Annotated in this window: 22 protein-coding genes; 14 read left to right on the plus strand and 8 right to left on the minus strand. The window is 70.1% G+C overall.

What is annotated here, in order from left to right; genetic code table 11:
- The first annotated feature begins 92 nt into the window (after positions 1-92).
- From Aph01nite_RS28620 to Aph01nite_RS28635, 3 genes are all read left to right on the plus strand, one after another.
- Positions 93-1,169, plus strand: a complete 1,077-nt coding sequence (locus tag Aph01nite_RS28620; protein ID WP_239162050.1) for a glycoside hydrolase family 19 protein — start codon at positions 93-95, stop codon at positions 1,167-1,169.
- Between the two features lie 176 nt (positions 1,170-1,345).
- Entirely contained in the window at positions 1,346-2,203 is an 858-nt protein-coding gene (locus Aph01nite_RS28625) for a lytic polysaccharide monooxygenase auxiliary activity family 9 protein (protein ID WP_239162051.1), read from the plus strand.
- A 66-nt stretch (positions 2,204-2,269) separates the two neighbouring features.
- The gene (locus Aph01nite_RS28635; protein WP_204044122.1) at positions 2,270-2,809 is read left to right on the plus strand and encodes a DUF305 domain-containing protein; all 540 of its coding nucleotides are present in this window, start codon (positions 2,270-2,272) and stop codon (positions 2,807-2,809) included.
- A gap of 6 nt (positions 2,810-2,815) precedes the next feature.
- On the opposite strand, the gene Aph01nite_RS28640 is transcribed toward Aph01nite_RS28635, so the two are convergent.
- A complete protein-coding gene (locus Aph01nite_RS28640) occupies positions 2,816-3,319 on the minus strand; it encodes a VOC family protein (protein WP_204044123.1) in 504 nt (167 codons plus the stop codon).
- Between the two features lie 133 nt (positions 3,320-3,452).
- Between Aph01nite_RS28640 and Aph01nite_RS28645 the strand changes: the two genes are divergently transcribed.
- Positions 3,453-3,668 (plus strand): hypothetical protein, encoded by a 216-nt coding sequence (locus Aph01nite_RS28645; protein ID WP_204044124.1) that lies wholly within the window; start codon positions 3,453-3,455, stop codon positions 3,666-3,668.
- Positions 3,669-3,750: 82 nt separating this feature from the next.
- Positions 3,751-7,323, plus strand: a complete 3,573-nt coding sequence (locus Aph01nite_RS28650; RefSeq protein ID WP_204044125.1) for an NACHT domain-containing protein — start codon at positions 3,751-3,753, stop codon at positions 7,321-7,323.
- Here Aph01nite_RS28650 and Aph01nite_RS28655 read toward each other — a convergent pair.
- Complete coding sequence (locus Aph01nite_RS28655; RefSeq protein ID WP_204044151.1) at positions 7,320-8,486, minus strand: ROK family transcriptional regulator; 1,167 nt, start codon at positions 8,484-8,486, stop codon at positions 7,320-7,322. The genes Aph01nite_RS28650 and Aph01nite_RS28655 overlap by 4 nt on opposite strands.
- 117 nt (positions 8,487-8,603) lie before the next feature.
- On the opposite strand from Aph01nite_RS28655, the gene xylA reads away from it, so the two are divergent.
- From xylA to Aph01nite_RS28680, 5 genes are all read left to right on the plus strand, one after another.
- On the plus strand, positions 8,604-9,746 hold the full coding sequence (xylA, locus tag Aph01nite_RS28660; protein ID WP_204044126.1) for a xylose isomerase: 1,143 nt from the start codon (positions 8,604-8,606) through the stop codon (positions 9,744-9,746).
- Entirely contained in the window at positions 9,743-11,107 is a 1,365-nt protein-coding gene (gene xylB, locus Aph01nite_RS28665; protein ID WP_204044127.1) for a xylulokinase, read from the plus strand. Before xylA ends, xylB begins: the two co-directional genes overlap by 4 nt.
- Before the next feature lie 141 nt (positions 11,108-11,248).
- Positions 11,249-11,863 (plus strand): DUF998 domain-containing protein, encoded by a 615-nt coding sequence (locus Aph01nite_RS28670; protein WP_204044128.1) that lies wholly within the window; start codon positions 11,249-11,251, stop codon positions 11,861-11,863.
- A 90-nt stretch (positions 11,864-11,953) separates the two neighbouring features.
- The gene (locus Aph01nite_RS28675; RefSeq protein ID WP_204044129.1) at positions 11,954-13,828 is read left to right on the plus strand and encodes a sensor histidine kinase; all 1,875 of its coding nucleotides are present in this window, start codon (positions 11,954-11,956) and stop codon (positions 13,826-13,828) included.
- Positions 13,825-14,217, plus strand: coding sequence for a DUF742 domain-containing protein (locus tag Aph01nite_RS28680; protein ID WP_204044130.1), 393 nt, complete (start codon positions 13,825-13,827; stop codon positions 14,215-14,217). The genes Aph01nite_RS28675 and Aph01nite_RS28680 overlap by 4 nt, the downstream gene beginning before the upstream one ends.
- 33 nt (positions 14,218-14,250) lie before the next feature.
- Here Aph01nite_RS28680 and Aph01nite_RS28685 read toward each other — a convergent pair whose 3' ends face one another.
- Positions 14,251-15,525, minus strand: coding sequence for a sulfotransferase family protein (locus tag Aph01nite_RS28685; protein ID WP_204044131.1), 1,275 nt, complete (start codon positions 15,523-15,525; stop codon positions 14,251-14,253).
- A gap of 153 nt (positions 15,526-15,678) precedes the next feature.
- On the opposite strand from Aph01nite_RS28685, the gene Aph01nite_RS28690 reads away from it, so the two are divergent.
- Positions 15,679-16,266: a GNAT family N-acetyltransferase gene (locus Aph01nite_RS28690; protein ID WP_239162052.1), complete on the plus strand. Its 588-nt coding sequence runs from the start codon at positions 15,679-15,681 to the stop codon at positions 16,264-16,266.
- Between the two features lie 32 nt (positions 16,267-16,298).
- On the opposite strand, the gene Aph01nite_RS28695 is transcribed toward Aph01nite_RS28690, so the two are convergent.
- Genes Aph01nite_RS28695 through Aph01nite_RS28710 form a run of 4 tightly spaced genes read right to left on the minus strand, consistent with a single transcriptional unit; the run spans position 16,299 to position 20,059 of the window.
- Positions 16,299-16,874: a GTP-binding protein gene (locus tag Aph01nite_RS28695; protein WP_204044132.1), complete on the minus strand. Its 576-nt coding sequence runs from the start codon at positions 16,872-16,874 to the stop codon at positions 16,299-16,301.
- Positions 16,855-17,223 (minus strand): DUF742 domain-containing protein, encoded by a 369-nt coding sequence (locus tag Aph01nite_RS28700; protein WP_204044133.1) that lies wholly within the window; start codon positions 17,221-17,223, stop codon positions 16,855-16,857. The genes Aph01nite_RS28695 and Aph01nite_RS28700 overlap by 20 nt, the downstream gene beginning before the upstream one ends.
- Positions 17,220-17,624 (minus strand): roadblock/LC7 domain-containing protein, encoded by a 405-nt coding sequence (locus Aph01nite_RS28705; RefSeq protein ID WP_204044134.1) that lies wholly within the window; start codon positions 17,622-17,624, stop codon positions 17,220-17,222. The genes Aph01nite_RS28700 and Aph01nite_RS28705 overlap by 4 nt, the downstream gene beginning before the upstream one ends.
- Positions 17,621-20,059, minus strand: coding sequence for a sensor histidine kinase (locus tag Aph01nite_RS28710; protein WP_204044135.1), 2,439 nt, complete (start codon positions 20,057-20,059; stop codon positions 17,621-17,623). The genes Aph01nite_RS28705 and Aph01nite_RS28710 overlap by 4 nt, the downstream gene beginning before the upstream one ends.
- A 186-nt stretch (positions 20,060-20,245) precedes the next feature.
- Between Aph01nite_RS28710 and Aph01nite_RS28715 the strand changes: the two genes are divergently transcribed.
- The 3 genes from Aph01nite_RS28715 (at position 20,246) to Aph01nite_RS28725 (ending at position 23,222) form a co-directional block, all read left to right on the plus strand.
- A complete protein-coding gene (locus Aph01nite_RS28715) occupies positions 20,246-21,043 on the plus strand; it encodes an SDR family NAD(P)-dependent oxidoreductase (RefSeq protein ID WP_204044136.1) in 798 nt (265 codons plus the stop codon).
- Between the two features lie 342 nt (positions 21,044-21,385).
- A complete protein-coding gene (locus tag Aph01nite_RS28720; protein ID WP_239162054.1) occupies positions 21,386-22,441 on the plus strand; it encodes an acyltransferase family protein in 1,056 nt (351 codons plus the stop codon).
- Between the two features lie 133 nt (positions 22,442-22,574).
- On the plus strand, positions 22,575-23,222 hold the full coding sequence (locus Aph01nite_RS28725) for a hypothetical protein (RefSeq protein WP_204044137.1): 648 nt from the start codon (positions 22,575-22,577) through the stop codon (positions 23,220-23,222).
- Here Aph01nite_RS28725 and Aph01nite_RS28730 read toward each other — a convergent pair.
- Positions 23,219-25,285 carry a glycosyltransferase family protein gene (locus Aph01nite_RS28730; RefSeq protein ID WP_204044138.1) on the minus strand — a complete coding sequence of 689 codons (2,067 nt, stop codon included), beginning with the start codon at positions 25,283-25,285 and terminating at the stop codon, positions 23,219-23,221. The genes Aph01nite_RS28725 and Aph01nite_RS28730 overlap by 4 nt on opposite strands.
- Between the last annotated feature and the right edge of the window lie 34 nt (positions 25,286-25,319).

The following is a 25,319-nucleotide window of genomic DNA, read 5'->3' on the forward strand; positions in this document are numbered from 1 at the left end:
CCCGTCACCTGGGCGATGGTGTCGCACGACATTTCCGTACTTGACATGTGCCTTGACCTGCGCGAGGCCCTCCGCCGGAAAGGCGTGATTACGTGACGAAACAAAGGATCTTGGCGTGGTTCGCCGCCCTGCTGATGGCGGGCGCATTGGCGACGATCCTGCCAACCTCCCCGGCCAGCGCCGCCGCCTGCGCGGCCCCGTGGAGCGCCAGCCAGGTGTACTGGGGCGGGACGACGGTCTCCCACAACGGCCGCAACTGGCTCGCCAAGTGGTGGACCCAGAACGAGGCGCCCCCCGGCACCACGGGTGTCTGGGCCGACCAGGGTTCCTGTGGCGGCACCACCAACCCGCCCCCGGGCACCTGCAACCACCCCAACTGGCAGGCCGGCACCTGGTACCCGGCGGGCAGCATCGTCCGCTACACCAACGGCCAGTACTACGTCGCCGAGCATGACAACCCGGGCTACGACCCTATCATCAGCACCTGGTACTGGGACCCGTACACCTGCGGTGGCTCCACCCCGCCGCCCACAAACCCGCCGCCCTCGGGCGGGTTCGTCGTCTCCGAGGCTCAGTTCAACCAGATGTTCCCTGGCCGGAACTCGTTCTACACCTACAGCGGCCTGGTGGCGGCGCTCAGCGCGTACCCGGGATTCGCGAAGACCGGCAGCGACACGGTCCGCAGGCAGGAGGCGGCGGCGTTCCTGGCGAACGTGAGCCACGAGACCGGCGGCCTGGTGCACATCGTCGAGCAGAACACCGCGAACTACCCGCACTACTGCGACACCAGCCAGTCCTACGGCTGCCCGGCCGGGCAGGCCGCCTACTACGGGCGCGGCCCGATCCAGCTGAGCTGGAACTTCAACTACAAGGCGGCGGGTGACGCGCTCGGCCTCAACCTGCTGGGCAACCCCTGGCTGGTGCAGAACGACGCCGCCGTGGCGTGGAAGACCGCGCTCTGGTACTGGAACACCCAGAGCGGGCCCGGCACGATGACCCCGCACAACGCGATGGTCAACGGCGCCGGCTTCGGGCAGACCATCCGGAGCATCAACGGCAGCCTCGAATGCGACGGCCGCAACCCCGCCCAGGTGCAGAGCCGGGTCAGCAAGTACCAGAGCTTCGTCCAGATCCTGGGGACGACGCCCGGTGCCAACCTGAGCTGCTGAAGTCTCCCCTTGCGCCTTCCCGAAGGCTCAGGGATAGTCAATTCTTAGGAAGGTTTCCTTTTAGTAGAGCTGTAGCTGGCGGCGTCACCCCGCACGGCAAAAGCGAACCTTCGTCATCGGGCACGGCAACCCCCAGTGCCCGCGTACCCGGAAGACCTCCCAAGGAGGAAAGTCAGGTGTACTTACGAAACAGGGTGGCGTCCGCCGCCGTCGGTCTGCTGACCGGCACGATCCTGGTGGCCCTGCCGGCGACCCCGGCCAGCGCCCACGGCACGATGTCCAACCCCCCGAGCCGCGTCTACGTCTGCAAGAACGAAGGCCCGGAGAACCCCCAATCGAACGCGTGCAAGGCCGCCGTCGCCGCCGGCGGAACCCAGGCGTTCTACGACTGGAACGAGGTCTCGCTGCTGGAGGTCGGCGGCCAGCACCAGGCGTTCGTTCCCAACGGCAAGCTGTGCAGCGCCGGCCGTGACAAGTACCGCGGCCTCGACCTGGCCCGCTCCGACTGGCCGGCCACCAACTTCTCGTCGGGCCCGCGGACCATCACCTACCACGCCACGGCGCCCCACGCGAACAGCAACTTCTCCTTCTACATCACCCGCGCCGGGTGGAACCCCACGATGCCGTTGAACTGGTCGGACCTGGTGCACATCCAGACGTTCAACAACCAGAACCCGACCACCTTCACCAACTGGACGATCAACATCCCGCAGCGGACCGGTCGTCACATCCTGTACTCGATCTGGCAGCGCGTGGTCGGCAGCAACGAGGCCTTCTACACCTGCTCCGACGTCAACTTCGGCGGCAGCAACCCGCCCCCGACGACCCCGACCCCGACTCCCACCCCGCCGCCGCCCTCGCCGAGCCCGACGCCCAGCCAGCCGCCGGCCGGCGGAACCTGGGCCGCCGGCGTCTTCTACGCCGTGGGCGCGCAGGTCACCTACGCGGGCGTCCGTTACCAGTGCCTCCAGCAGCACACCTCGCTGACGGGCTGGGAACCGCCCAACGTGCCCGCCCTCTGGCGCAGGCTCTGAACAAGCGGTCCGCGCCCGGGTCCCGTACCCGGGCGCGGTCCCGCGCTCCCCTGAGCTGGAGGATTCATGAGGCGGTACGCCCTGCTCGCGGCCCTGCTCCTGACGGGTTGCGGCGCCGTTGAGACCCCGTCGGCCGTCAACGCGTCCGACGTGATGTTCCTGCAGATGATGGTCGCCCACAACCAACAGGGCGTCGGCCTCGCCAAACTCGCCGAAGGCCGGGACGTACGGCCCGAGGTGCGCACGCTGGCGGCGGCGATGGGCTCCACCCAGAGCACCGAGGTCCAGCGCATGTCCCGATGGCTGGTGGAGTGGGACCAGCCCCTGACGGCGGCGCCGGACGAGCACGCCCACCACGGCGGCATGCCGGAGACCACCAAGGCCGAACTGGCCCGCCTCCGCGACGCGCCCGACGCCGACTTCGAGAGCCGCCTGCTGAACACGATGATCGCCCACCAGGACGACGCCATCCAGCTGGCCCGGTACGAGACCGGCGGCGGCACGAACCCGGGCGCGCTGGAGCTAGCGCGCCAGATCGACGTGTCGCGCAAGGCGCAGATCGACTACATGCTCGGCCTGCTCGACAGTGCGCCCCGCAAGTCCTAGACCGCCTTAGACGGAGACTCCCACGCCGCCGCGGGTCTCCGCGCCGAAGCGCTCCTTCTCACGGGCGATGTTCAGCGGCTTGATCGCGGACTTGGCGTTGATGATGTCCTCGTCCAGGAGCGAGAGCGGCACCAGCCAGGAGACCTCGAACTCGAGGCCGTCGGGGTCCTTGGCGTACAGGGCCTTGGTGGTGGAGTGGTCGGAGGCGCCGACCAGCGAGCCCAGCTCGGTGAGCTTGGCGGCGACGCGCTCCAGCTCGGCGAGCGTGTCCACCTCCCAGGCCAGGTGGTACAGGCCCACGGAGGTACGGCCCGCGCCGGAGGCCGCCGCCTGGGCGCCGACCTGGAACAGGCCCAGGTCGTGGTCGTTGCTGGAGCCCTCCGCCTGGAGGAAGGCCGCGCCGGGGAACTCCATGACCACCCGGAAGCCGAGGGCCTCCCGGTAGAAGGCGACGCTGCGTTCGACGTCGCGGACGTAGAGCACGGCGTGGTTCAGACGCTGGACTGGCATGGTTCCTCCCAGGAATCTCCTCGGATCTCTTCAGCGATATCTCCGGCCGAAGTTGTTCCCGCCCCGGCGGAACCGGCGATCCCCGAAACTGTCGGTGGCGCGGCGTAGGGTAGCCGGCGGACCAGAGGGGGACATGATGATCATCGACCGGGCGGCGTACGACCGCGAGGCCAACCGCCTGCTTTTCCGGGTCGTGCACGAGGTGGCCGTCCGCCACGCCGGCCGCCCTTTCGACGAGGTCGTCCAGGTGTTACGCCGCGACCTGCCCGGTTCCCCGTCGCTGGCCGAGGAGGAGATCCGCCGCATCGCCGAGCAGATCAGCGTGGGCCGGGACCCGTCCGGGCTTTGACCCCTACAACGGCGGACATTTCGGTCAGACCGCAACAGGAGTCGTAATCCGGAGGTGATTTCACCTCGGCACGATCTACGGCGTGTCTCCGCTACGACGCAGAATCCTCCGCGCCGGCGCCGTGGTCGTCGCTGTTCTCCTGTTCGGTCTCGTCGTCTGGTTCGTGAACGGGACGATGGAGCAGAACGACCAGCGAGCCAGTGTGATCGCGATGCTGGTCTCGGTCGGCGCGCTGCTGCTGGCGCTGTATCCGATCCTGCGCGCGGCGCCGCCGGGAATCGAAGGGGTGGACTCGCGGCTGGTCGCCGACCACCTCGCGGCCGAACTGCTGCGGCAGTGGGAGGACGAGGCCCGCAGCCGTGACCTGATCGACTCCCCGGTCATCCGGCTCACCTGGGCGGCGGCTTCGGCCACGCTCACCGACGAGCCGGAACTGCCCCGGCGGGGCACGCGCCCGGTCCGCGTCCGCCTGGACGGTGGCCTCTCCGCCAGCCCGACCGAGCTGGCCGACCGTTTCCTCCAGCTGCCCGGCCGCCGGCTGGTCGTGCTGGGCGAGCCCGGGGCGGGCAAGAGCGTGCTGGCGTTGCTGCTCACCCTCGGCCTGCTGCGCCGCCGCGCCTCGGGAGCCGCGGTGCCGGTGCTCTTCCAGGCGGCGTCCTGGGACCCGTTCCGGGAGAACTTCGAGGACTGGATCATCCGCGTCCTGGCGAGCGACTACTACAACGGCCAGGAGCGCTTCGCCCGGGCGCTGGTCGTGCACCGGCTGATCATCCCGATCCTGGACGGCCTCGACGAGATCCCCGACAACCGGCGGGCCTTCGCGATCGGGGAACTCAACAAGATCGCGGTGACGGACCCCTTCATCGCCACGAGCCGGGTCCGCGAGTACGCCGACGTCGTCACCGAACTGGGGAAGCTGCGCAGCACCCCGGTGGTGGAGATCGCCTCCGTGGACCTGGACGACGCCATCGGCTACCTCACGGCCCTCCCGTGGCCGGCGGGGACCGACTGGGGTCCGGTCTGCGACCGCATGCGCGAGGACCCGGACAGCCCGCCGGCCCGGACGTTCTCCACCCCGCTCATGATCTCCCTCGCCCAGGACATCTACATGAAGGGCGGCGATCCCGGCGAACTCCTGGATTCGGCGAAGTTCCCGACCCGGCAGTCGGTGGAGGACGCGCTCCTGGATCGTGCCATTCCGGCCGCGTACCGTACGGCTCCGGGCGGGACGCCGGCGGAGCCGGAACGGTGGAACGGCGAGGACGCCGAACGCTGGCTGACCTTCCTGGCCACGTATCTGCAGGGCACGCACCGGCGCACGCTGGCCTGGTGGCGGATCTGCGGGGAGATCCACCGGAACACGACCGACTGGATCATCGTGCTGACCGTGGGGGCGGTCGTGACCGTGGCGAGCGTGTCGCTGGCCCGGTACTTCGGTCAGTCCGCGACGGGGTTCGGCGACACTCTCCTGGCCGATCTGATGTTCCCGGGGGCGCTGGTGCTGCTGGGCGTGACCTACCGGTGGGGTGCCACGATCTTCGTGGAGCCGTACCGGCTGGCGGGGAACCATCGGGCGCTTCCGGCGCTCGCCGGCCGGCTCATCGGCAGTTACGCGTCCTTCATGTGCGTGGGTTTCGTCCCCTTGATCGTCTTTCATCTGGTGATGAACAGCGAGCCGGACCGGGATCTGCTCCTCTTCGCCTGCGTGGGTTCCGCGTTGCTGATGACGGGCGCGCTGGCCCTGGCCGTCGGGGGGTGGACCACCGCGGCTCCGCCCCGGGTGGGCCACGCCGGGCCGAGCGCCTCGTTGCGCGACGACCTCGTCTCGACCCTGGTGTCCACGGTGGTGGCCGGATTGGTCGCCGTGGTGGTGGTCCGCGCGTTCGCCTTCGTGCAGCTGGTCATGACCGACCTGATCTGGGGCACGTTCGCCGGGCTGACCGGCCGCGAGATGCCCGAGTCGTGGTTCCTCGCGGTCGACTACGAGACCATCGTCAGCCGGCCCAACTCGCTGCTGCTGATCGGGACCGTTCTGATCGTCTTCCTGGCGCTCGTCGGCCGCGCCTCGCCCAAGTTCCTGACCACCCTGGTGATCCTCGCCTCCCGCAAGTCGGTGCCGTGGTCGCTCATGCCCTTCCTGGAGGACGCCCGGCGGCGTGGCCTGCTGCGGCGCAACGGCGGCTCGTACGAGTTCCGGCACGGCAAGCTCCAGGAGCGGCTGGCCACCCGCGACGCCGTACGCGCGGAGGAGGGTTCCGGGTCCCGGAGTTCGGTCGGCCGCCTCTCGGTGGTCGCGCTCCTCCTCGTGGTGCTCGCGGTGACGCCGATCGCGAACCGCGCCCGCTGCGCGGACACCTGGGACCTGGGCCTGGACGCCCGGCTCAAGCGGGTGCCATCGGCGGACGGGAGCATCTGCGTGGGCGTGCTGGCGGAGTCGGAGTGGGAGCGGCTCACCCTCCCGGAGGGCTCCGCCGCCGAAGACGTGGCCGACTACGAGGAGGTCTTCGACCTTCTGCGGAAGTCCAACGCCGAGGCCGGGCGCGCCCGCGAACGGTGGACCGCCGTCGTCAGGGGAAAGCTGAGCGTGCCCGGGGAGGCCGCGCGGACGGCGTTGCTGGAACGCCTGCGCGGGCTCGCGCTCGCGCAGCGGCGGTTGCTGGCCGCCGGGAGGCCCGTCGTGGTCGTGCTCGCCACCCAGGGCACCGGGGAGGAGGAGTCGGTCGATCTCAGTGCGCGGATCGCCGGGCTGGTGCGGGAGGACCCGCGCCTGATGGGGCTCGATCTCGGCCCCTTCACCCACCTGTCGAACGTCGAGGACCATTTCAGGGAACCGACCGCGCATTTCTACAGCCTGGACGGCGACGGCTCGCTCGTCAGGGACGCGGACTTCTCGGCGGGTTTCATCGCGGGCTCGGAGGTGTCCGCCCGGTTCTTCCAGGCGGAGTTCCCCGGCCGGGTCCCCGTCACCGTCATCGAGGACGACTACGCCGATCCCTACATCGGGCTCAACCGGAACGGCGACTTCGTCCAGGTGCCCTCCTCGGACGAGGGCGCGCGCCAGGTCTGCCGCTCCGGCCCGGCCCGGCCGCTGGCGTTCCAGGCGGAGTCGGACCAGGTGGCGGACTTCATGGAGGGGCTGCGGCGGCACTGCGCGGGGAAGTACCCGAGTGTCGTGGTGACCAACTCCAGCGCCGTCCCGCAGTTCGCCACGCTGGATTTCCCCGCCGGCCTCCGGGTCTTCTACCCGGTTCTGGCCAGCAGCAGGGCGTGGCGGGACTGCCGCACGGTGGGCTTCTTCCAGGAGTACGAGCGCCTCTTCGGGGCCGGGGACACCGTGTGCGCCCGTACGGCCGACGGCCAGGCGATGATCGCCCACGACCTGCTGACGCTCCAGGCGGACGTGGCCTTCCGGACGGGCGCGGGCGGCTACGACCCCGACCTCTTCCGCGGCGTGGACGCGAAGCGCCCGGTGGTCGGCGTCGCGGGACCGATGTACTACACCGACGAGGTCGACGAGTACGACCAGGAGCCCGACGTGCGCACGGTGCTCATGATGGAGGTGAACGGCACGACCTCCGGCGTACGGTTCGTCTGCGGTCCGCTGACGCCCGCGCCCGTGGTGACGCCGGCGCCCGAATGCGGGAAGAACTCCTAACTCGGCAGGAGGGCGGCCGGGTCGGCGATGACGCGTTCGATCACCTGGCCCGCCGCGCCCAGGGCCGCGGCCTCGAAGCCGAGGCGGGAGACGACCACCGGGGGCACGGAGACGCGCATCTGGCCGAGGCGTGATTGCAGGGTCTCGGTGACGACGGCGCCGATGTACGGAAATAGTGGGACGAAGACGCCGCCGAGGACGATGGTGTCGGGATCGACCAGGTTGACCGTGGAGGAGAGGGCGACGCCGAGGGCCCAGCCGGCCTCCCGGCAGGCGGTCACCGCGGCGGGGTCCTGCGCCTCGACCCGGGTGACCATCGTCATGAGGCCGACGGAGCCCGCCGCACCGGTGGAGCGGAGCAGGGCGTCCTGGCCGGCGTACTGCTCCAGGCAGCCGCGGCCGCCGCAGCGGCAGGGGGGACCGTCGGGGGAGACGACCACGTGGCCGAGCTCGCCCGCGAAGCCCCTCGCGCCGCGGAACAGGGAGCCGGCCACGACCAGGCCCGCGCCGATGCCGATCTCGCCCGAGACGTAGAGGAAGTCGGTCGGTCCCGCGCCGAACCAGAGCTCGGCCAGCGCGGCCAGGTTGGCCTCGTTCTCGACGTGCAGCGGCATGCCCAGGTCCAGCAGCGAGAGCACGGGCACGTCCCGCCAGCCGAGGTTGGGGGCGTTGTGCACGACGCCGCTCCCCAGATCCACCGGACCCGGTACGGCCAGCGCCCCCCCGACGATGCGCAGCCCGTTACCCACAGCTTCATCCACAGCCGAAAGGGCCAGATCCCTGAGCCTGGCGATGACATCCACAGGCTGTGCGGAACGGTTATCCACAGCCTGTGTACGGCGGAGCCGTACCGAGCGGGAGAGGTCGACCACGCGGACGGCCAGGTAGTCGACGTTGATCTCCAGCCCGAGCGCCGCGATCCCCGCGCCCCGGATGCGCACCTCGACGCCCGGCCGTCCCCGCTCGCCGCCGCGCACGACGCCCGTCTCCTCCACCAGGCCGGTCTCGATCAGGTCGGCCACCAGCTTGGAGACGGTGGTCTTGGTCAGTCCGGTCACCTCGGCCAGGGCGGCTCTGGTCAGCGAGCCGCGCGCGCTGACCTCCCGGAGCACCAGCGCCAGGTTGCGGGCCCGCATCGCGTCGTGCCGTACGGCCTGGGTCATCCACACCTCCGCGCACCTGTCAGAAAACTGATCAGTGAAATCCTAGACACGAGTACTTGACCCGCGCCGACTCACCACCGATATTTAGTCCACAACGTAGACTAATTGGAGGCGCCAATGTACACCCCCACTCCCGAGGACCGTTTCACGTTCGGGCTGTGGACGGTCGGCTGGCAGGCTCGGGACCCCTTCGGCGACGCGACCCGCGCCGCGCTCGACCCGGTGGAGAGTGTGCACCGGCTCGCTGAGCTGGGCGCTTACGGCGTGACCTTCCATGACGACGACCTGCTCGCGGTGGAGTCCGACCGGGCCACCGCGATCGAGAGCTTCAAGAAGGCGCTCGCCGAGACCGGCCTGAAGGTCCCGATGGCCACCACCAACCTGTTCACCCACCCGGTGTTCAAGGACGGCGGTTTCACCAGCAACGACCGCGAGGTCCGGCGGTACGCGATCCGCAAGGTCATCCGCAACATCGACCTGGCCGCCGAGCTCGGCGCCAAGACGTACGTGTGCTGGGGTGGCCGGGAGGGCGCGGAGTCCGAGGCGGCCAAGGACGTCCAGGCGGCCCTGGCCCGCTACAAGGAAGCGATGGACATCCTCTGCCAGTACGTCATCGACAAGGGCTACGACATCAGGTTCGCCCTGGAGCCCAAGCCGAACGAGCCCCGCGGTGACATCCTGCTGCCGACGATCGGCCACGCCCTCGCGCTGATCGGCGAGCTGGAGCACCCGGAGATGGTCGGCCTCAACCCCGAGGTCGGGCACGAGCAGATGGCCGGCATGAACTTCGCGCACGGCATCGCCCAGGCGCTCTGGCACGGCAAGCTCTTCCACATCGACCTCAACGGCCAGAACGGCATCAAGTACGACCAGGACCTGGTCTTCGGCCACGGCGACGTGAAGAACGCGTTCTTCCTGGTCGACCTGCTGGAGAACGGCGGCTACGACGGCCCCCGCCACTTCGACTACAAGCCGCTGCGCACCGAGGACTCCGAGGACGTCTGGGTGTCGGCCGCCGCCAACATGCGGACGTACCTGATCCTCAAGGACAAGGTGGCCAAGTTCCACGCCGACCCCGAGGTGCAGGAGGCCCGCGCGGCCAGCCTGGTCCCGGACCTGTCGCTGCCCACCCTGGGCGAGGGCGAGAGCCTCGACCAGCTGCTGGCCGAGCAGAGCGACCCGGAGGAGCTGGCCAAGCGCGGCTTCCACTTCACCCGCCTCAACCAGCTGGCCCTCGAGCACCTCATGGGCGTTCGATGACGCTGGTCGCGGGGGTCGACTCCTCGACCCAGAGCTGCAAGGTAGTGATCAGGGAGGCGGCCACCGGCGCACTCGTGCGCGAGGGCCGCGCGTCCCATCCCGACGGCACCGAGGTGCACCCCGATCACTGGTGGCAGGCTCTTCAGCAGGCGATCGACCAGGCGGGCGGCCTCGGGGACGTGGCCGCCGTCTCGGTCGCCGGGCAGCAGCACGGCATGGTCGTCCTGGACTCCGGCGGCGAGGTCGTGCGGCCCGCCCTGCTCTGGAACGACACCCGTTCCGCGCGGGCGGCCCAGGACCTGGTCGACGAGCTGGGCGGTCCGGAGAAGTGGTCGGAGGCGGTGGGCAGCGTGCCGGTCGCCTCGTTCACGGTGACCAAGCTGCGCTGGCTGGCCGAGCACGAGCCGGAGAACGCCAAGCGGGTGGCCAGGGTCTGCCTGCCGCACGACTGGCTGACCTGGAAGCTGGCCGGCAGCCCCGAGACGATCACCACCGATCGCGGGGACGCCTCCGGCACCGGGTACTGGTCTCCGGCTACGGGGACATACCGGACTGATCTGCTGGCGCTGGCGCTGGGGTCGAACCCGGCGCTGCCGCGGGTGCTCGGCCCGGCGGAGCAGGCCGGCCAGATCCCCGGCGGGGCGCTGCTGGCGCCCGGCACCGGCGACAACATGGCCGCCGCGCTCGGCGTCGGCGCGCGCCCCGGCGACGTGGTGGTCTCCATCGGCACGTCCGGTACGGCTTTCGCCGTCGCGGACCGCCCCGCGAACGACCCCTCCGGGGCGGTCGCCGGGTTCGCCGACGCCACCGGCAGGTACCTGCCGCTGGTGTGCACGCTGAACGCGGCCCGGGTGCTCGACGCCACGGCCAGGATCCTGGGCGTGGGTACGGACGAGTTCAGCGAGCTGGCCCTGTCGGCTCCGGCGGGCGCGGACGGGCTGGTGCTGGTGCCGTACCTGGAAGGGGAGCGCACGCCGAACCGGCCGGACGCGACCGGGTCGGTGCACGGGCTGCGGCTGGCCAACGCGACGCCCGCGCATCTGGCGCGGGCGGCCGTGGAGGGCATGCTGTGCGGCCTGGGCGACGCCCTGGACGCGCTCGGCATCACGCCGAACCGCATCCTGCTGATCGGCGGCGGAGCCCGCTCCGCGGCGGTGCGGCAGATCGCGCCGAGCGTCTTCGGCTGCTCGGTGCGGGTGCCCCCGCCCGGCGAGTACGTGGCCGACGGCGCGGCCCGGCAGGCGGCCTGGCTGCTGGCGGGCACCCCCGAACCGCCCGAGTGGGCGGCCGGGGAGACGGTCGGATACGAGGGGGAACCCACCCCCGGGCTGCGTGACCGTTACCACGCGGCGACCGGCTGACCTGGGATGACCGCGGTGGGGTGAGGCAAACCCCACCGCGGACCCTGAGGGAACCCTGATGCCGCCTCGGGGGTGGGCATCAGGGGTATATCGGTACTTAGCCGGATGGTTGCGGCAGGCGTTTCGCGGCACGCTTTTTGCATGGTCAAGAGGTTTGCTCCCCTGGTCGCCTGCGCGGGCGTGGTCGTCGCGCTGGCCGCGCTCGTCCCGGACCAGGTCGATCCGGTGAACACGACCATCAGCGCGGCGCTCGCCCACGGTGGGAGCACCCGCCTGGCGCTGGCCGCCCTCGGGCTGGCGGCCCTGGCGCTGTGGGCCGGGATGCGGGCCGGCAAGGCTCCGGTGGGCGGCTGGCCGGAGCGTCTGATCCTGGCCTGGGCGACGGCGATGGCCGCCGCGCCGTTCCTGCCGGAGATGGTCTGGCAGGTGCTGGCCTTCACCACGCTGCCGGCCGCGACCGCGCAACTGGTCGGCCGGTTCGCCGACGACGAGCGGTGGCGGGTGGTGGCCCGGCCGGTGGAGTGGCTGACCCTGGCCGCGGGCCTCGGGGTGGCCGCGCTGACCTACGTGGCGCTGCCGGGCGACGGCGTCATGATGGGGCTGGTGGAGCGCGCCCTGCTGGGCGTCGAGGTGGCCGTGCTGGCCGTGCTCGCGGCCCGCCTGGTCCACCTGAGCTGGGCACACATCCTCCCTAAGCTGCCCAGTCCGGCATTTCATAACATGTCTCGTAACATGTCTTTAACTAGATCCAAATAGCACGCAGCAAACTGCTACTCTCATCGGCTACGTACGGCCATTGAGGGTGCCATGACAGCAAGCAGGTCAGTCCGCTTCAAGATTTCTACGTTGCTGGTCATCCCACTGGTATCGCTGGTGGCGCTCTGGGGATTCGCCGCGACGATCACCACCAGTGAGTCTCTGAAGCTCCTGGACATCTCCACCCTGTATCAGGCGATCGGGGTGCCCGCCGACAAGCTGGCCCGCTCGGTCCAGCGGGAGCACCTGCTCTCCGCCGAGTACCTGGCCACCGGCTCCGCCGAGGCCCGGAGCCTCCTGGCCGACCAGCGCAGGATCGCCGACGACGACCGCCAGGAGCTGCGCAGCCGCTCCGGCGCGGACGACGCCCAGAACGCGATGTCCGCGCCGATGAAGGCCAGGTACAGCGACGTGATGGCCGCCGCGGACGAGCTGGACGACCTCCGCCAGGACGTGGACGCCCGCCGCATCGACCTGGTCACCCTGGGCCAGCGCTACTCCTGGCTGCCCACGGCCATGATCGCGCTGATCAACAGCATGACCCTGAGCAACAACGTCGAGCTCTACCAGCAGTCCCGCAGCCTGACCTCGATCGGCCTGGCCGAGGACCACATGACCAGGGAGATCGCGCTCGCCTCCGGGCTGCTGCTGGTCAACAGCCGCTGGGAGGAGTCCGAGCGGCGGGCCTTCACGCAGCTCGCGGCCAAGCGGGAGTTCCTGTTCGAGCAGGGCATGCTGGAGCTGGAGCCCGACCTGCGCGCCCCCTTCGAGAAGCTGCTCGTCTCGGACGCGTACCGGCAGTTCCAGCGCATGGAGTCGCGGATCGTCGGCGGAGCCATCGGCCCCGACCTCACCCACGCCGCCTGGCGGCAGGTCGCGCAGGACGTGGACAAGGCGTTCCGGGCGGCGATCGACGTCGGCGGCGAGGCCCTGGCCTTCCGCGGCGAGCCGGCGGCCATCGGCACGTTCGTCCGGGCCGGCGTGGCCGGCGTCCTGGGCCTCGTCGCGGTCATCCTGTCCCTGTTCGTCTCCTGGCGGGCCGCCGGGGCGATCTCCCGCGAGCTGGGCGGCCTCCGCTCCGCCGCCCAGGAACTCGCCGAGGTACGGCTCCCGCGCGTCGTGGAACGCCTCCGCCGCGGCGAGAAGGTGGACGTGGCCACCGAGGCCCCCGAACTGGAACCCCCGGGCACCACCGCCGAGGTCCGCGACGTGGCGTACGCTTTCAGCGCGGTGCAGCACACGGCCGTGGACGCCGCGGTCGACCAGGCGCGGCTGCGGGAGAGCGTCGGCCAGGCCCTGCGCAACCTCGCCCGCCGCAGCCAGGGGCTCCTGCAGCGCCAGCTCAAACTGCTCGACGCGATGCAGCGGCAGACCGAGGACTCCGCCGCGCTGGAGGATCTGTTCCGGTTGGACCATCTCACCACTCGGATGCGGCGGCACGCCGAAGGCCTGATCGTGCTGTCGGGGGGCACGCCGGGCCGTACCCACCGCAATCCCGTGCCGGTGGCCGAGACGCTGCAGGGCGCGGTCGCCGAGGTCGAGGACTACCCGCGCGTCCGGGTCTACCCGATGCCCGAGGTGGCGCTGAACGGGTCGGCGGTCACCGACCTCATCCACCTGTTCGCCGAGCTGCTGGAGAACGCCACCACGTACTCGCCGCCGCACACCGAGGTGTCGGTCCGGGGCGAGGCCGTGGCCAAGGGCTTCGCCGTCGAGGTGGAGGACCGCGGCCTGGGCCTGCCCGCCGCCGACATCGAGGCCATCAACCGGCGCCTGGCCAGCCCGCCCGAGTTCAACCTGGCCGACACCGACCGGCTGGGCCTCGTCGTGGTCGGCCGCCTGGCCACCCGCCACGGCGTCAAGGTCGAACTGCGCCCGTCGCCGTTCGGCGGGACCACCGCCATCGTGCTCATCCCCGCAGCCGTGCTGGCCCCCGAGGCCGTCCTGGAAGGGGCAGGCGCATGAGTCACTACGAGGAATGGGTCGACGACGGCCCCGTGGTCCGCTCGTACGCGCTGACCCGCGGCCGGGCCGCGACCTCGGCCCCGCTGGACCTGCTGTCCGTGGTGGCCGCGACCGGCGCCCTCATCCCGGCCAACGCCGACCTGGGCCGCGAGCACCGCCGCCTGCTGGAGCTCATCCCGCGCTCCCGCCAGGTGGCCGAGGTCGCCTCCGAGGCCGACCTCCCGCTCGGCGTGGTCCGCGTCCTGCTCGGCGACCTCCTCGACCACGGCCTCATCCTGGTACGGCCTCCGGCCGGCGGCGGCTACGTGCCCGGCGCCGACCAGTCCCCGGCCCCGCCCCCGTCCGAGAGCATCCTCCGCGAGGTGATCACCGGCCTGCGCGCGCTCTGACCGCGCTCTGACCGCGCTCTGACCGCGCGAGGGTCAGTGCCCCTCGCGGGGGACCGCGAAGTGGTCGTAGTAGAAGGTGAAACGTTCCCGGAGGGCGGGCACGCTGAGCCCGAAGTCGGCCGGCTCATAGGAGTGCACGCCGTGGCGTCCCCTGCGGTGGCGCGGGTACCAGACGGTCATCAGGCGTTCGGTCTCCTCGCTCAGCTCGGCGCCTGCGGCGGCGTAGATCCGCCGTACGGTGCCCATGGGGTCGGCGTTGAGCTGGGCGAAGTGCACGTCCACGAAGCGGCGGTCGACGGGGGAACGGTCCCGGATGGCGGCGCGGAGCAGGCGTTCGGTCTGCTCGGTGACGTAGTGGCCGATCAGGTGCGGGTTGGGGTGGCGGAAGTTCTGGCGGAAGGCGTACGACAACATCGCGGACAGGGCCAGGACGCTGCCGACGGGGTCGCGGTGGGTCTGCACGACCGTGCCGTCGGGGAAGGCCGCGGTGAGCGGGCCGAACTGGGCCAGGTGCTGCGAGGACCGCAGGAGCCAGCGTTCGCCCTCCGGGCGTCCCCACTGCATGGCCTGAAGGGTGCGGCGCAGGTACGCGTAGCCGGCGGTGTGGTCGGTCGCGGCGTGCCAGGGGAGGTAGCCGGGGAGCGGGCACATCTCCAGGAACGTGGCGGCGAAGCCCATCGCCAGCGGCATCGTCTCCTCGCAGGCGGACTCGTTCTCCAGCTCGAACATCTTGATCGTCTCCGGGCAGCTCCACTGGAGGAACGAGAGCATCCGGGCGCCCGCCTTGACGCGGGGATCGGGAGCCGGCACCGGCGTCGCCGGGGGGAGCGGGTTCACGCTCTCCCAGAACGGGATCCAGCGCGTCGCGGGATCGCGGGCCAGCAGCCGCTGGAGGAACGTGGCCCCGCTGCCCGGCAGCCCGGCGATCACGGTCGGCGGCGGCACCGGGCGCTCGAACACGTGCGGCCGGCGCCGGGCCAGGTCCTCCAGCCGCAGCCGGTGGCTGAGCGCCGACAGCAGCGCCGAATGGACGTTCCAGCGCCCCAGCGCGTGCATCTGGGCGTCTTCCTCGAGCGCGCGGCAGAGCAGCCCCAGCGGCTCGTCCAGCGGCGCGAGCCCGCCGAAGTCCCGCAGCCGGGTCCGCCGCCGCGCCTTCGCCTTCAGCGCCGCCGCGTCCAGCGGCCAGAGCACGCGCGCGAACGGCAGCCGCGACACCACCCGTAACGGGATCGGCAGCCGCGGATTCTGAAACGCCAGCGCACGCGCGGTCAGGTCGGCGCGCCGAGGCTGAGGGATGCCCTTCAGCATGCGAACTCCCGAATCCGGGAACCCCCGAAGTATCCGGCGAACCTCGGGAACCGTGAATCTCACCTATGCCGAGTGTCCCAGCGACACTCCGCTCTGACCAGGGCCGCCCAGTTCGCAAATATCTCGATATTTGATGATTCTGGGTGGGTTGATATGGCGGAGCGGCCGGGCGGCCCCTCACCTAAACTGCTGAACGTGAGTGTCGATCAAGTGCTGGCGTCCCGGGTCATGATCCGAACGATCACGGCGGCGGACGAGAAACGATTTCTCGAACTGGCCAACCTCAGCGTCGAACTCCACCGTCCATGGGTGGGACTGCCCCTCTCGCCGAGCGGCTTCGCCGATTATCTGGCCAAGTGTGACCAGGTCACGATGGTCGGCATGGTCGCCTGCCGGGCCGGGGACGGGGACCTGCTCGGCATGGTGAACATCAACGAAATAGTGCGCGGCCCCTATCAGCGGGCCAGCCTCGGATACGCCGTATTCCTGCCGTACGCGGGGCGGGGCTATATGTCGGCGAGTGTGGCCCTCGCGGCCCGTCACGCTTTCGAACGCCTGGACCTCAACCGGGTCGAGGCCGATATTCAACCGGCGAATGCCGCGTCACTGAAATTGATCAGGCGGCTGGGTTTCCGGAAGGAAGGCTTCTCGCCCGGATTCATCAAGATCGGCGATTCCTGGCGGGACCACGAACGCTGGGCGCTCACCCGCCAGATGGACCTGTCCGGCATCGGCGGCTGACGCCGTGAGCGGGAGACGACCGCTCACGGCGATCACCGCTGGCTGGCGGTCAGCGTCTTCAGGGCGTGTTCCACCAGGGTGACGAGCACGACCTTGGCCGAGGCCCGGCGGCGTACGTCGCAGAGCAGGACCGGGACCTCCGGGTCCAGGTCGAGGGCGATGCGGACGTCGTCCGGCTCGTACCGCTCGGCCCCGTCGAAGCAGTTGACCGCGACGATGAACGGGGTGCCGCGCTGCTCGAAGTAGTCGATCGAGGGGAAGCAGTCGGTCAGGCGGCGGGTGTCGGCGATGACGACCGCGCCCAGGGCGCCGTAGGAGAGCTCGTCCCACATGAACCAGAAACGTTCCTGGCCGGGCGTGCCGAACAGGTAGACGACCAGGCCCTCGCGAATGGTGATGCGGCCGAAGTCCATGGCGACGGTGGTCGTCGTCTTGGTCTCCACGCCACCCACGTCGTCCACGCCGACGCTGCGGTCGGAGAGCACCTCTTCGGTGCGCAGCGGCCTGATCTCGCTGATGGCTCCGACCAGTGTGGTCTTGCCGACGCCGAAGCCGCCGGCGACGAGGATCTTGAGTGCGACCGGCTCGTCAGAGGGCGCGAAGGCCATTGATCACTTCCTTGAGAATGCGCTCGCTGGGCAGCGGCGCGACCTGGGCGGGGGGCCGTACCCGGATCAGGCCTTGGTCCTGTAGGTCACCGAGGAGGACGCGGACGACGCCGAGGGCGAGATCCAGCTCGGACGCGATGTCCACGACCGAGGTGGCCCTGGCGGTGATGTCCAGGATGCGCCACTGCTCGGGACCGATGTCCGTGGGGTCCCGAGGCGTCTTCCCTACGGCCGTCACCATGGCGATCAGGTCCATGTCGTCGGCCGAGGAATGGGCCCGCCCGCGGGTCAGGGCGTAGGGGCGGACGATCGGCCCGGCCTCGTCGTCCAGCCACTCCGGCGGCGTCACGGTGAACGCCGGGGATTGGTGGATATGTGCTGCCCGACCCGCTTGACGAGCATGGCCATCTCGTACGCGATGTGGCCCACGTCGGCGTCAGAGGCGGCCAGCACGGCCAGGCAGGTGCCCTGCCCGGCCGCCGTGACAAAAAGGAAGGCGGCTTCCATCTCGACGATGGTCTGGCGCACCTCGCCACCCGCGAAATGTCGTCCCGCGCCCCTGGCCAGGCTCTGGAAACCGGCGGCCACGGCGGACAGGTGCTCGGCATCCTCGCGGGTGAGCCCTTGGGAGGCCCCGACGACCAGACCGTCGGTGGACAGGATCACCGCTTGGCGGACGGCGCCGACTCGGCTGATCAGGTCGTCCAGCAACCAGTTCAGCTCGCCGGATGCAGTCACTTTCCCGGTCATTCCTCACCCTTCTCGCCATTATTTGTCTCTGCGTAGTCTGCATCCTCACGGCCCCTCCGCGCTCCCTGCTGGAAGGCGGAGAACATGGCCCGTGCCTCCTCCGGCGTACGCTCCGGGGACGTGGGCGCGGACAGCGGCTGCGCGTGCTCCGGCTCGGTGGACTTCAGCTGGGGAGCGATGTGCGACTGGCGGACCCGGCGGGGGAGGCCCGCGTGGGTGCCGCTGGCGACCGACGAGCCGGGTTTCTGGGTGGAGGGCCCGGACGGGCCCGTCGGGCCCGAGGGCGCGGTTGAGGGCGCGCCCTGGGCCGGATCCTGCGGGCGGGAACGCCGCCGGGACGGCAGCGCGGGGGGTGCGCCGTTGGACTGCGCGGCCTGGGGCACCATCGACAGGGTCGTGTCGCTCCGGGGCGCCGGCGGCACCGGCTCCGTCCGCAGCGCTGCGGGCGTGAAGAACGGCGAGGTGTCCGGTCCTGCGCGCTCCGGGTCGTCCACGTCCGGCACCTCGCCGGTCGGCGGCATGACCGTGGCCTGGACGGTGGTCACCGCGGTCACCTTCGGCGCGGCGTGCGCTCCTCTGGAAGCCTGCGCGGGCGCCGGCGGGATCGCGGCGGGCGAGCCGTCCTCGGCCACCAGGGACCGGGGGACCAGCACGATGGCCGTGGTGCCGCCGTACGGGGAGGAGCGCAGGACGACGCCGATGCCGTACCGGGCGGCGAGCTGGCCGACGACGAACAGGCCGAGGCGGTCGGAGTCGGCCAGGTCGAACTCCGGCGGCACGGCCAGCTTCTCGTTGATCGCCTGGTACTCCTCGGGGGACAGGCCCAGGCCGCGGTCCTCCACCTCCAGCACCAGCCCGTTGGCGACCATCTCGGCGCGCACCTGCACCTTGGTCTGCGGCGGCGAGAAGACGGTGGCGTTCTCGATCAGCTCGGCCACCAGGTGGATCAGGTCGGCCACCGAGGCGCCGGCCACCGCGGACTCCGGCATCGGCAGCACGGTCACCCGGGTGAAGTCCTCCACCTCGGCGACGGCGGCCCGGACCACGTCGATGATCGGCACCGGCTTGCGCCAGGACCGGCCCGGGGCCGCCCCCGAGAGGATGATCAGGCCCTCGGCGTGGCGGCGCATGCGGGTGGTGAGGTGGTCCAGGCGGAACAGGTCCTCCAGCACCTCCGGCTCGGCGGCCCTGCGCTGCATGGAGTCGAGCAGGGTGAGCTGGCGGTGGAGCAGGCTCTGCTTGCGGCGGGCCAGGTTGAGGAAGACGTGGTTGACGCCGCGGCGCAGGTTGGCCTGGCCGACGGCGGCCTCGACCGCGGTGCGCTGCACCGAGCTGAACGCGTTCGCCACGTCCTCGACCTCGGTGGAGCCGCCCGCCACGATCGGCGGGGCCTCCGTCTCGATGTCGACGTCCTCGCCGCGCTTGAGGCGGTCCACGACGCGCGGGAGCCGTACGTCGGCGAGTTCCAGGGCGGCGTGGCGGAGCCCGGCGAGGTCGCGCACCAGGCGGCGGCCGAAGCGGACCGAGAAGATGATCGTGGCCACCACGGCGATGAGGCCGACGCCGCCGGCGACGGCGATCCTGGCCATGATCCCGGTGGCCACCGCGGTGGCGCTCTCGGTGAGCGCGGCCGAGGACCGGATCCGGGCGTCGTCCAGCCGGACGATGAGGCTGTCCACCGTGGACTTCCACTTGGCGGCCTCGGCCGGCAGCGGCCCGCCGGACCGCACCTGGTTGACGATCTGCCCTTCCAGCACCTGGAACTGGGTGAACAGGTCGGAGCTGAGCACCGCCTCGTACGGCGCGCGGTGGCCGCCCTCGAGCACCGGCAGGTTCTTCGCGTAGAGGAACTGCCGGGTGGCGACCCACTCGCTGAAGCTGTTGTGCTCCTCGGCGGTCAGCTTGCCTCTGGCCAGCGCGCCGCGGATCAGGCCGTCCTCTCTGGCGATCATCTCGTGCGCGTTGCCCATCGCCTGCATGGCGTTGGCCTGCTGGAAGATGCCCAGATCGGGGACGGAGACCATCCGGTCGTAGACCCGGAACAGCTCGTCCATGATCGCGTTGTACGCCTTGATCGCGTCCAGTCGCGTGGTGTTGCCCAGGGCGATCGAGTCACGGATGCGCGGCAGGGCCTCCAACTCGGTGAGGAGGCTGTCGAGGGGCGCGTGGAGTTCCTCGCTCATTGAGTCGCGCGTCTTCTGATCGCGGGCGGCCTTGTTGAAGGCGTCCACGGCGACGGTCGTCTTGGCCTGCATGGCGCTGAGCTCCGCCGAGCCCGTCTGCCCGTTGCTGAGCACGTCGGCGGAGAGTGCCCGCTCTTCCTGGATCCGCAGCCCGAGGTCTGTGGAGGTGACCCCGATCGTCTCGTACAGCGCGTTGGCCCGCAGAAGCGCGAGGCCGTCGCCGACGGTCAGATTGAGGACAAATCCCCACAAAGCACTCAGAGTCAGCAGAGGTAAGAGCAGCAACAAAAAGATCTTGAACCGAATCGACCGGTTTCTTGAACCCATGGCCACTCCTGCAGTGCGTGGAGGCTCGCGCCGCATTTGGGGGGAAATGCACCTCCGGAAGATCGCACAGGAGACTAGCACCGATACTGTTCTGGCGCAGTGGAGGAACTGATGATTACTGTGATTACCGGGGCAAGCGCGGGAATCGGCGCAGCTGCCGCCCTTGATCTGGCCAAAATGGGACACCAACTTGTCCTCGTGGGCCGCGACCGCGAACGGCTGACTTCGGTCGCCGAGCGTGCGGCGGCGGTTTCGGACAGTCACCCCAAGATCGTTATTACGGACTACGGCTCGTTCGCCTCGGTACGGCAGGCCGCCGACGAGATCCGCGAGCAGTACGACCGGATCGATGTGCTCGCCAACAACGCGGGGGTCATGACTCCGCGCCGCGAGACGACCTCGGACGGCCACGAGCTCATGATCCAGGTGAACCACCTGTCGCCGTTCCTGCTGACCAACCTGCTCCTGGACCGGGTGACCCGCGTGGTGACCACGGCCTCCCGCGCCGCGTACACCGCGAAGCTCGACATTTCGGATTTATCCCGAAATGGGAGGAAATGGAATGGTTGGTTGCAGTATGGGGATTCGAAGCAGGCGAACATCCTGTTCACCGTGGGGCTCGCCCAGCGTGGCACCCCCGCCACCTGCTTCCACCCGGGCGTCATCCGCACCGGATTCGCCGCGGGAACCTTCATGATGCGCCTGCTCACGCTGCCCGGCATGGCCGAACCCCCCGAGGCCGGGGCGGGCCGCCTGGTCCACCTCGCCACCTCCCAGGACGGGCTCGACCATCCCGGTCGCTACTTCAAGAAGAACGAGCCTCAGCGGCTCACCTCCGCGATGAGCGACCCGGCCCGCGCCGAGGCCCTGTGGGCCGCCAGCGCCGAAGCCACCGGCCTGACCGTCTGAATCGGCGTCCTTATATATAGGTCGGCATTGGAACGGTTGAGCACGCCGACCATTCCGGGCCAGGCGCCGGGATCTCGCCGTTATCCGGCGTCGTTCACGCAGGTGACGCGTCTCGCCGCGTCGGCGCCAAGAAGGTCGGTCCATCCCCTCGACGGGTGGGGCCTTGGAACGGTCTGACACCCACCGGCGCACGAGCGTCGTCTTCGGCGTGCCGCGTCGCCGCGCCCTCCGGCCCATGGTTGGCGTGGTGGGTTTGGCGTGGGGTCGGTTGTCGGGATGAGTTCGGCGGATGTTCGGGTGGTGTTGGCCGTGGGCTAGGAAGCGGCCGTTAGCCTCCGGCGCGTGACAGCGCCGTCTTCCGCCCGCCCCGAAGCGCCCGCGACCCCGACCGCTCCCGCACCGGCCCCGCCCGCCCCGGCGGCGAAGGAGCGCGATCCGTTCCTGGACAACGCCAAGTTCCTGGCCATCGTGATGGTGGTGGCCGGGCACCTGATCGAGGACCTGCGGGACGTGCAGGCCGCGCACGCCCTGTACTTCTTCGTGTACCTGTTCCACATGCCGCTCTTCATCGTCATCAGCGGCTACCTGTCACGAAATTTCCGGGCCCTGCGCGCCCGCAAGCTGATCACCAGCCTCGCCGTCCCGTACGTGATCTTCGAGCTGGCCTACTCCCTGCCCCGCTACTTCCTGTACGGCAAGCTGGAGATCACCCTCCTCGACCCGTACTTCCTGACGTGGTTCCTCATGTCGCTGTTCCTGTGGCGGCTGTCGACCCCGCTCTGGTTCCAGGTGCGGTGGCCGCTGGCGGTGGCGGTGGGGATCTCCCTGCTGTCCGGCATGAACCCGCTGCCGGACGAGCTGTCGATGAACCGGACGATGGGCCTGCTGCCGTTCTACGTCCTCGGCCTGATGCTCAAGCCGGAGCACTTCCAGCTGCTCAAGCGGAGGTGGGTCAGGATCACGGGGGCGGTGGTGCTGGTCGTGGGGCTGGGCGTCGCGTTCGCCGTGCACCGGGGGGTCAAGACCGAGTGGATCCGGTGGCGGCACGCCAACGGCCAGATCGGCGTGGACGACCTGACCGGGAGTGCCATCCGGCTGGCCCTGCTCGTGGTGGGGGCGCTCCTGGTGGCCGCGTTCCTGGCGGTGACCACCTCGCGGCGGACCTGGTTCACGGCTCTGGGCGCGGTCACGATCTACGCGTATCTGCTGCACGGATTCGCGGTGAAAGTCATCGAACGATTCCACGATTATCTGGTCAATCCGCTCGGAGTGGCGCTGATGCTCGTGGTCGCGGTGGGACTCACCGCCGTACTCTGCACGCCATTCGTGCGAAAACTCACGCGCTGGGCCGTGGAGCCGGACATGTCGTGGGCATTCAACCGGAGAGCGCGCCCCTGACCCCGCACCTGGCTGGGCATTCCCGATTGCCGGCGTAACTGTCGGCCGGGCGGAATACTCTGTTCGGCGTCGCCGAATTCGAGGGGTTCCGTAAATGCGGAAAATACGCGATGTCGTATTAGCGGGCGTATGGATGTGCGTTGTTCTGGGCTGTTCTCCGCCGCCGGTTTCGTCACCGGCCCCGCAGGCGGAAAGCCGGGGCGCCGGGGGCCTGACCGAACTGCTGCTCACCCACGTCGACGGCATGCGCCGGGTGTACGGCCCCGAAGCGGGCGCCTACGGGCAGCTGCACGCCACCAGGGCCGGCCTCCAGGCGTTGGGCGCGGCCAGGCTGGACAAACCCGAGTGCCGCTCCTCCGGCCAGCTGGACGCCCGCGCGGTGGCCGGCGCCCCCGGAGCGGTCGTCTCCTTCGCCACTCCCTCGGCGACCGCCTCGGGCCCGGCCCGTACGGTCACCCAGGCGGTCGTGGCGGCCGACTGGTTCCCCGGGCCGCCCCCGGCCGCCTGCGCGCGCTACACGGCCACCGTGGGCCGCGAGCGGATCGCGTACGTGACAACGCCCGTCACGGCGCCCGTCACGGCGCCCGGCTGGGGCCAGGACGCCCAGGGCTTCCTCACGGCCGCGGCGGGCGGCGGGCGGCACACGACCATCGGCTCGGTCGTCGTGCGCTACCGGGGCGTCGTGATGAGCCTGCTGGTGGTCGGCGCCACCGTGAAGCAGGCGGACGTCGTCCGGCAGACCGATCTCGCGCTGGCCGGCCTCCGCCGCGTGATGGTTTAGATCATCACGTGCTGTTCGGGGTGGCCGACGAAGCTGAACTGCGCGTTGCGGGTCAGCTTGTAGTCGGCCGCCTGCCAGGTGTGCGCCGTGGCGTCCGAGCCGCGCATGTAGACGAAGTTGAACCGGTCCGCCGAGTAGATGCGGATGCCGTCCTCCTTCAGCCGCCGGACCAGCCGGGTGTCCTCGCCCGCGTTGACCGGTTCGAACGGGATCGAGCGGAGCAGGTCGGCCTTGGCCAGGATGGTGGCGCCCTGCACCAGGTGGGCGTAGCGGTGCTCCAGGCCGGGCAGCCGGTAGACCGTCGTGTTCGTGTCCGGGAAGTACGTGTAGTGCGCGCCCTTGCCGACCATCTCCGCCTCGGAGTAGTCGAACGAGCGGACCAGGTCGGAGAGGTAGTGCTCGCCGTACAGGTTGTCGTCGTCCATCTTGGCGATGAGCTCGCCCTCGGCGTGCGCGATGCCGTGGTTGAGCACCTCGCCGAGCGTGAAGGCCGGGGGCGCGGTGAGCACCTTCACGGCCGGGATGCCGGCGGCCAGCGCCTTGTCCCTGACCACGCCCGGGTCCTCGGACAGGCCGTGCAGCACCAGCACGAGTTCGAGGTTGCGGTGCCGCTGCCGGGCGACCTGGCTGATCGCGTGCTCCAGCTGCCCGGCCCGGTTGGTGGGCAGCACCACCGAGATCGAGTACGACCGCGGCGCGACCGGACGCCCGAGCGCCCGCAGGATCTGGTCGACCCGGTGCGAGAACAGGTGCTTGTCGAACACCTCACGCATGGCCAGGTGACCCTGCCGGGCCCGCAGCTCCGGACTGTTGATCAGGTACAGCGCCCGGTTGTACGCCTCCTCCTGCGAGTGCGCCACCGGGATGAGCTCGCCGAACGTCTCCTCGATCGCTCGGGACCACCCCGACAGCACGGTCGTGGCGGAGGCCGACAGCTCGAACACCCGCCGCGCGCACATGGTCGGTGAGTCGATCACCGAGTTCACGTTCAGGAAGACCTTGTACATCTTGTACGCGGCCAGCATCTGCTCGTACGGCAATTCGCCCACGATGTGCGGCCGGTACTCCTCCGGCCAGGCGTACTTGTCGGCGACCGTGCCATTGCGGGCGAAAATGTGCAGCCCGAGCTCGCGGGCCGGCGCGAGAATCGTCTCCATCTGCTCGCGGCGTTCGGGGTGTTTGTCGCGGAAATACATGCCGCCGAAGACGATGTCGTACATGCGGCCCTGCTTGGTCTGGATCGGATTGTGAATCCGGGGCTGGGCCGCGAACTGCAACACATCCACCCGATCATGTCCCAATATTTCGCGATATTTGGGGATCATGTCGCCGTCACACGTGTACACGTGGTCGAACAGCTTCGCGGTGTCGATGAAGAAGTCGAAGTTCGGCGGGTCCTCCTTGTTCCAGAAGACCGAGGGGATGCCCTCCCGCTTGCACCAGGCGAGCAGATCCCGGAGCTCCTGCTTCGGGGCGTTCGTCCCGGTCATCTGGTAACGCCAGCGGCCCTGGTTGCCGTGCCACGCCGACTCGCAGAACAGCAGGTCGGGCCGCTCCTCCGCGAAGATCTCCGGCCAGTCGGTGAGCCCGAACTCGATCTGGTTCCACTCGTACCGGAAGGCCATCCGGGAGAAGTCGTCCAGGATCACCGCCACCTTGAGGTCCGGGCGGTTCATCACGCCTTCCGGCCACTGCAGGGTGGGGATCCTGACCTCGGGGCCCTTCAGCTCGGCCTGCGCCGCCGCCTCCACCACCGAGATGGGCGCCTTCGGGCTCTTGCGCCCCTTCATGGCCTTGGACAGGTCCCGCGGGAGCCGTACGAACTTGGCGGGCTTGGCGGCTCCCGTGAGGGCCTGGGCGACCCGGAACGGCCGCTGGGTCTGGGTGGCCTTGAGCTTCCAGATGGCGTACTCGGCGCGCGCCTCCTGAGTCGCCAGCTTCTTCTCCAGCTCGCGGATGCGCTGCTCGTAGCGCTCGACGACCTTGCGCTCCTCGGGCAGCCAGTTCACCGGCCCCAGCCGCTGGAACCGCGGCTCGTCGAAGGTCTCGTCGCTCTCAGCCATGCCTCAGCCCTTGCTTGGTCGTCCGGATCAGTCA

Origin of the sequence: Acrocarpospora phusangensis, assembly GCF_016862995.1 — a bacterium.
GTDB lineage: Bacteria > Actinomycetota > Actinomycetes > Streptosporangiales > Streptosporangiaceae > Acrocarpospora > Acrocarpospora phusangensis.

Bases quoted from the DNA above. Each gene is read 5' to 3' on its own strand.
- Aph01nite_RS28635 (WP_204044122.1), top strand. From the start codon at position 2,270: ATGAGGCGGTACGCCCTGCTCGCGGCCCTGCTCCTGACGGGTTGCGGC.
- Aph01nite_RS28640 (WP_204044123.1), bottom strand. From the start codon at position 3,319: ATGCCAGTCCAGCGTCTGAACCACGCCGTGCTCTACGTCCGCGACGTC.
- Aph01nite_RS28645 (WP_204044124.1), top strand. From the start codon at position 3,453: ATGATGATCATCGACCGGGCGGCGTACGACCGCGAGGCCAACCGCCTG.
- Aph01nite_RS28655 (WP_204044151.1), bottom strand. From the start codon at position 8,486: ATGACCCAGGCCGTACGGCACGACGCGATGCGGGCCCGCAACCTGGCG.
- xylA (WP_204044126.1), top strand. From the start codon at position 8,604: ATGTACACCCCCACTCCCGAGGACCGTTTCACGTTCGGGCTGTGGACG.
- xylB (WP_204044127.1), top strand. From the start codon at position 9,743: ATGACGCTGGTCGCGGGGGTCGACTCCTCGACCCAGAGCTGCAAGGTA.
- Aph01nite_RS28670 (WP_204044128.1), top strand. From the start codon at position 11,249: ATGGTCAAGAGGTTTGCTCCCCTGGTCGCCTGCGCGGGCGTGGTCGTC.
- Aph01nite_RS28680 (WP_204044130.1), top strand. From the start codon at position 13,825: ATGAGTCACTACGAGGAATGGGTCGACGACGGCCCCGTGGTCCGCTCG.
- Aph01nite_RS28685 (WP_204044131.1), bottom strand. From the start codon at position 15,525: ATGCTGAAGGGCATCCCTCAGCCTCGGCGCGCCGACCTGACCGCGCGT.
- Aph01nite_RS28690 (WP_239162052.1), top strand. From the start codon at position 15,679: ATGGCGGAGCGGCCGGGCGGCCCCTCACCTAAACTGCTGAACGTGAGT.
- Aph01nite_RS28695 (WP_204044132.1), bottom strand. From the start codon at position 16,874: ATGGCCTTCGCGCCCTCTGACGAGCCGGTCGCACTCAAGATCCTCGTC.
- Aph01nite_RS28705 (WP_204044134.1), bottom strand. From the start codon at position 17,624: ATGACCGGGAAAGTGACTGCATCCGGCGAGCTGAACTGGTTGCTGGAC.
- Aph01nite_RS28715 (WP_204044136.1), top strand. From the start codon at position 20,246: ATGATTACTGTGATTACCGGGGCAAGCGCGGGAATCGGCGCAGCTGCC.
- Aph01nite_RS28725 (WP_204044137.1), top strand. From the start codon at position 22,575: ATGTGCGTTGTTCTGGGCTGTTCTCCGCCGCCGGTTTCGTCACCGGCC.
- Aph01nite_RS28730 (WP_204044138.1), bottom strand. From the start codon at position 25,285: ATGGCTGAGAGCGACGAGACCTTCGACGAGCCGCGGTTCCAGCGGCTG.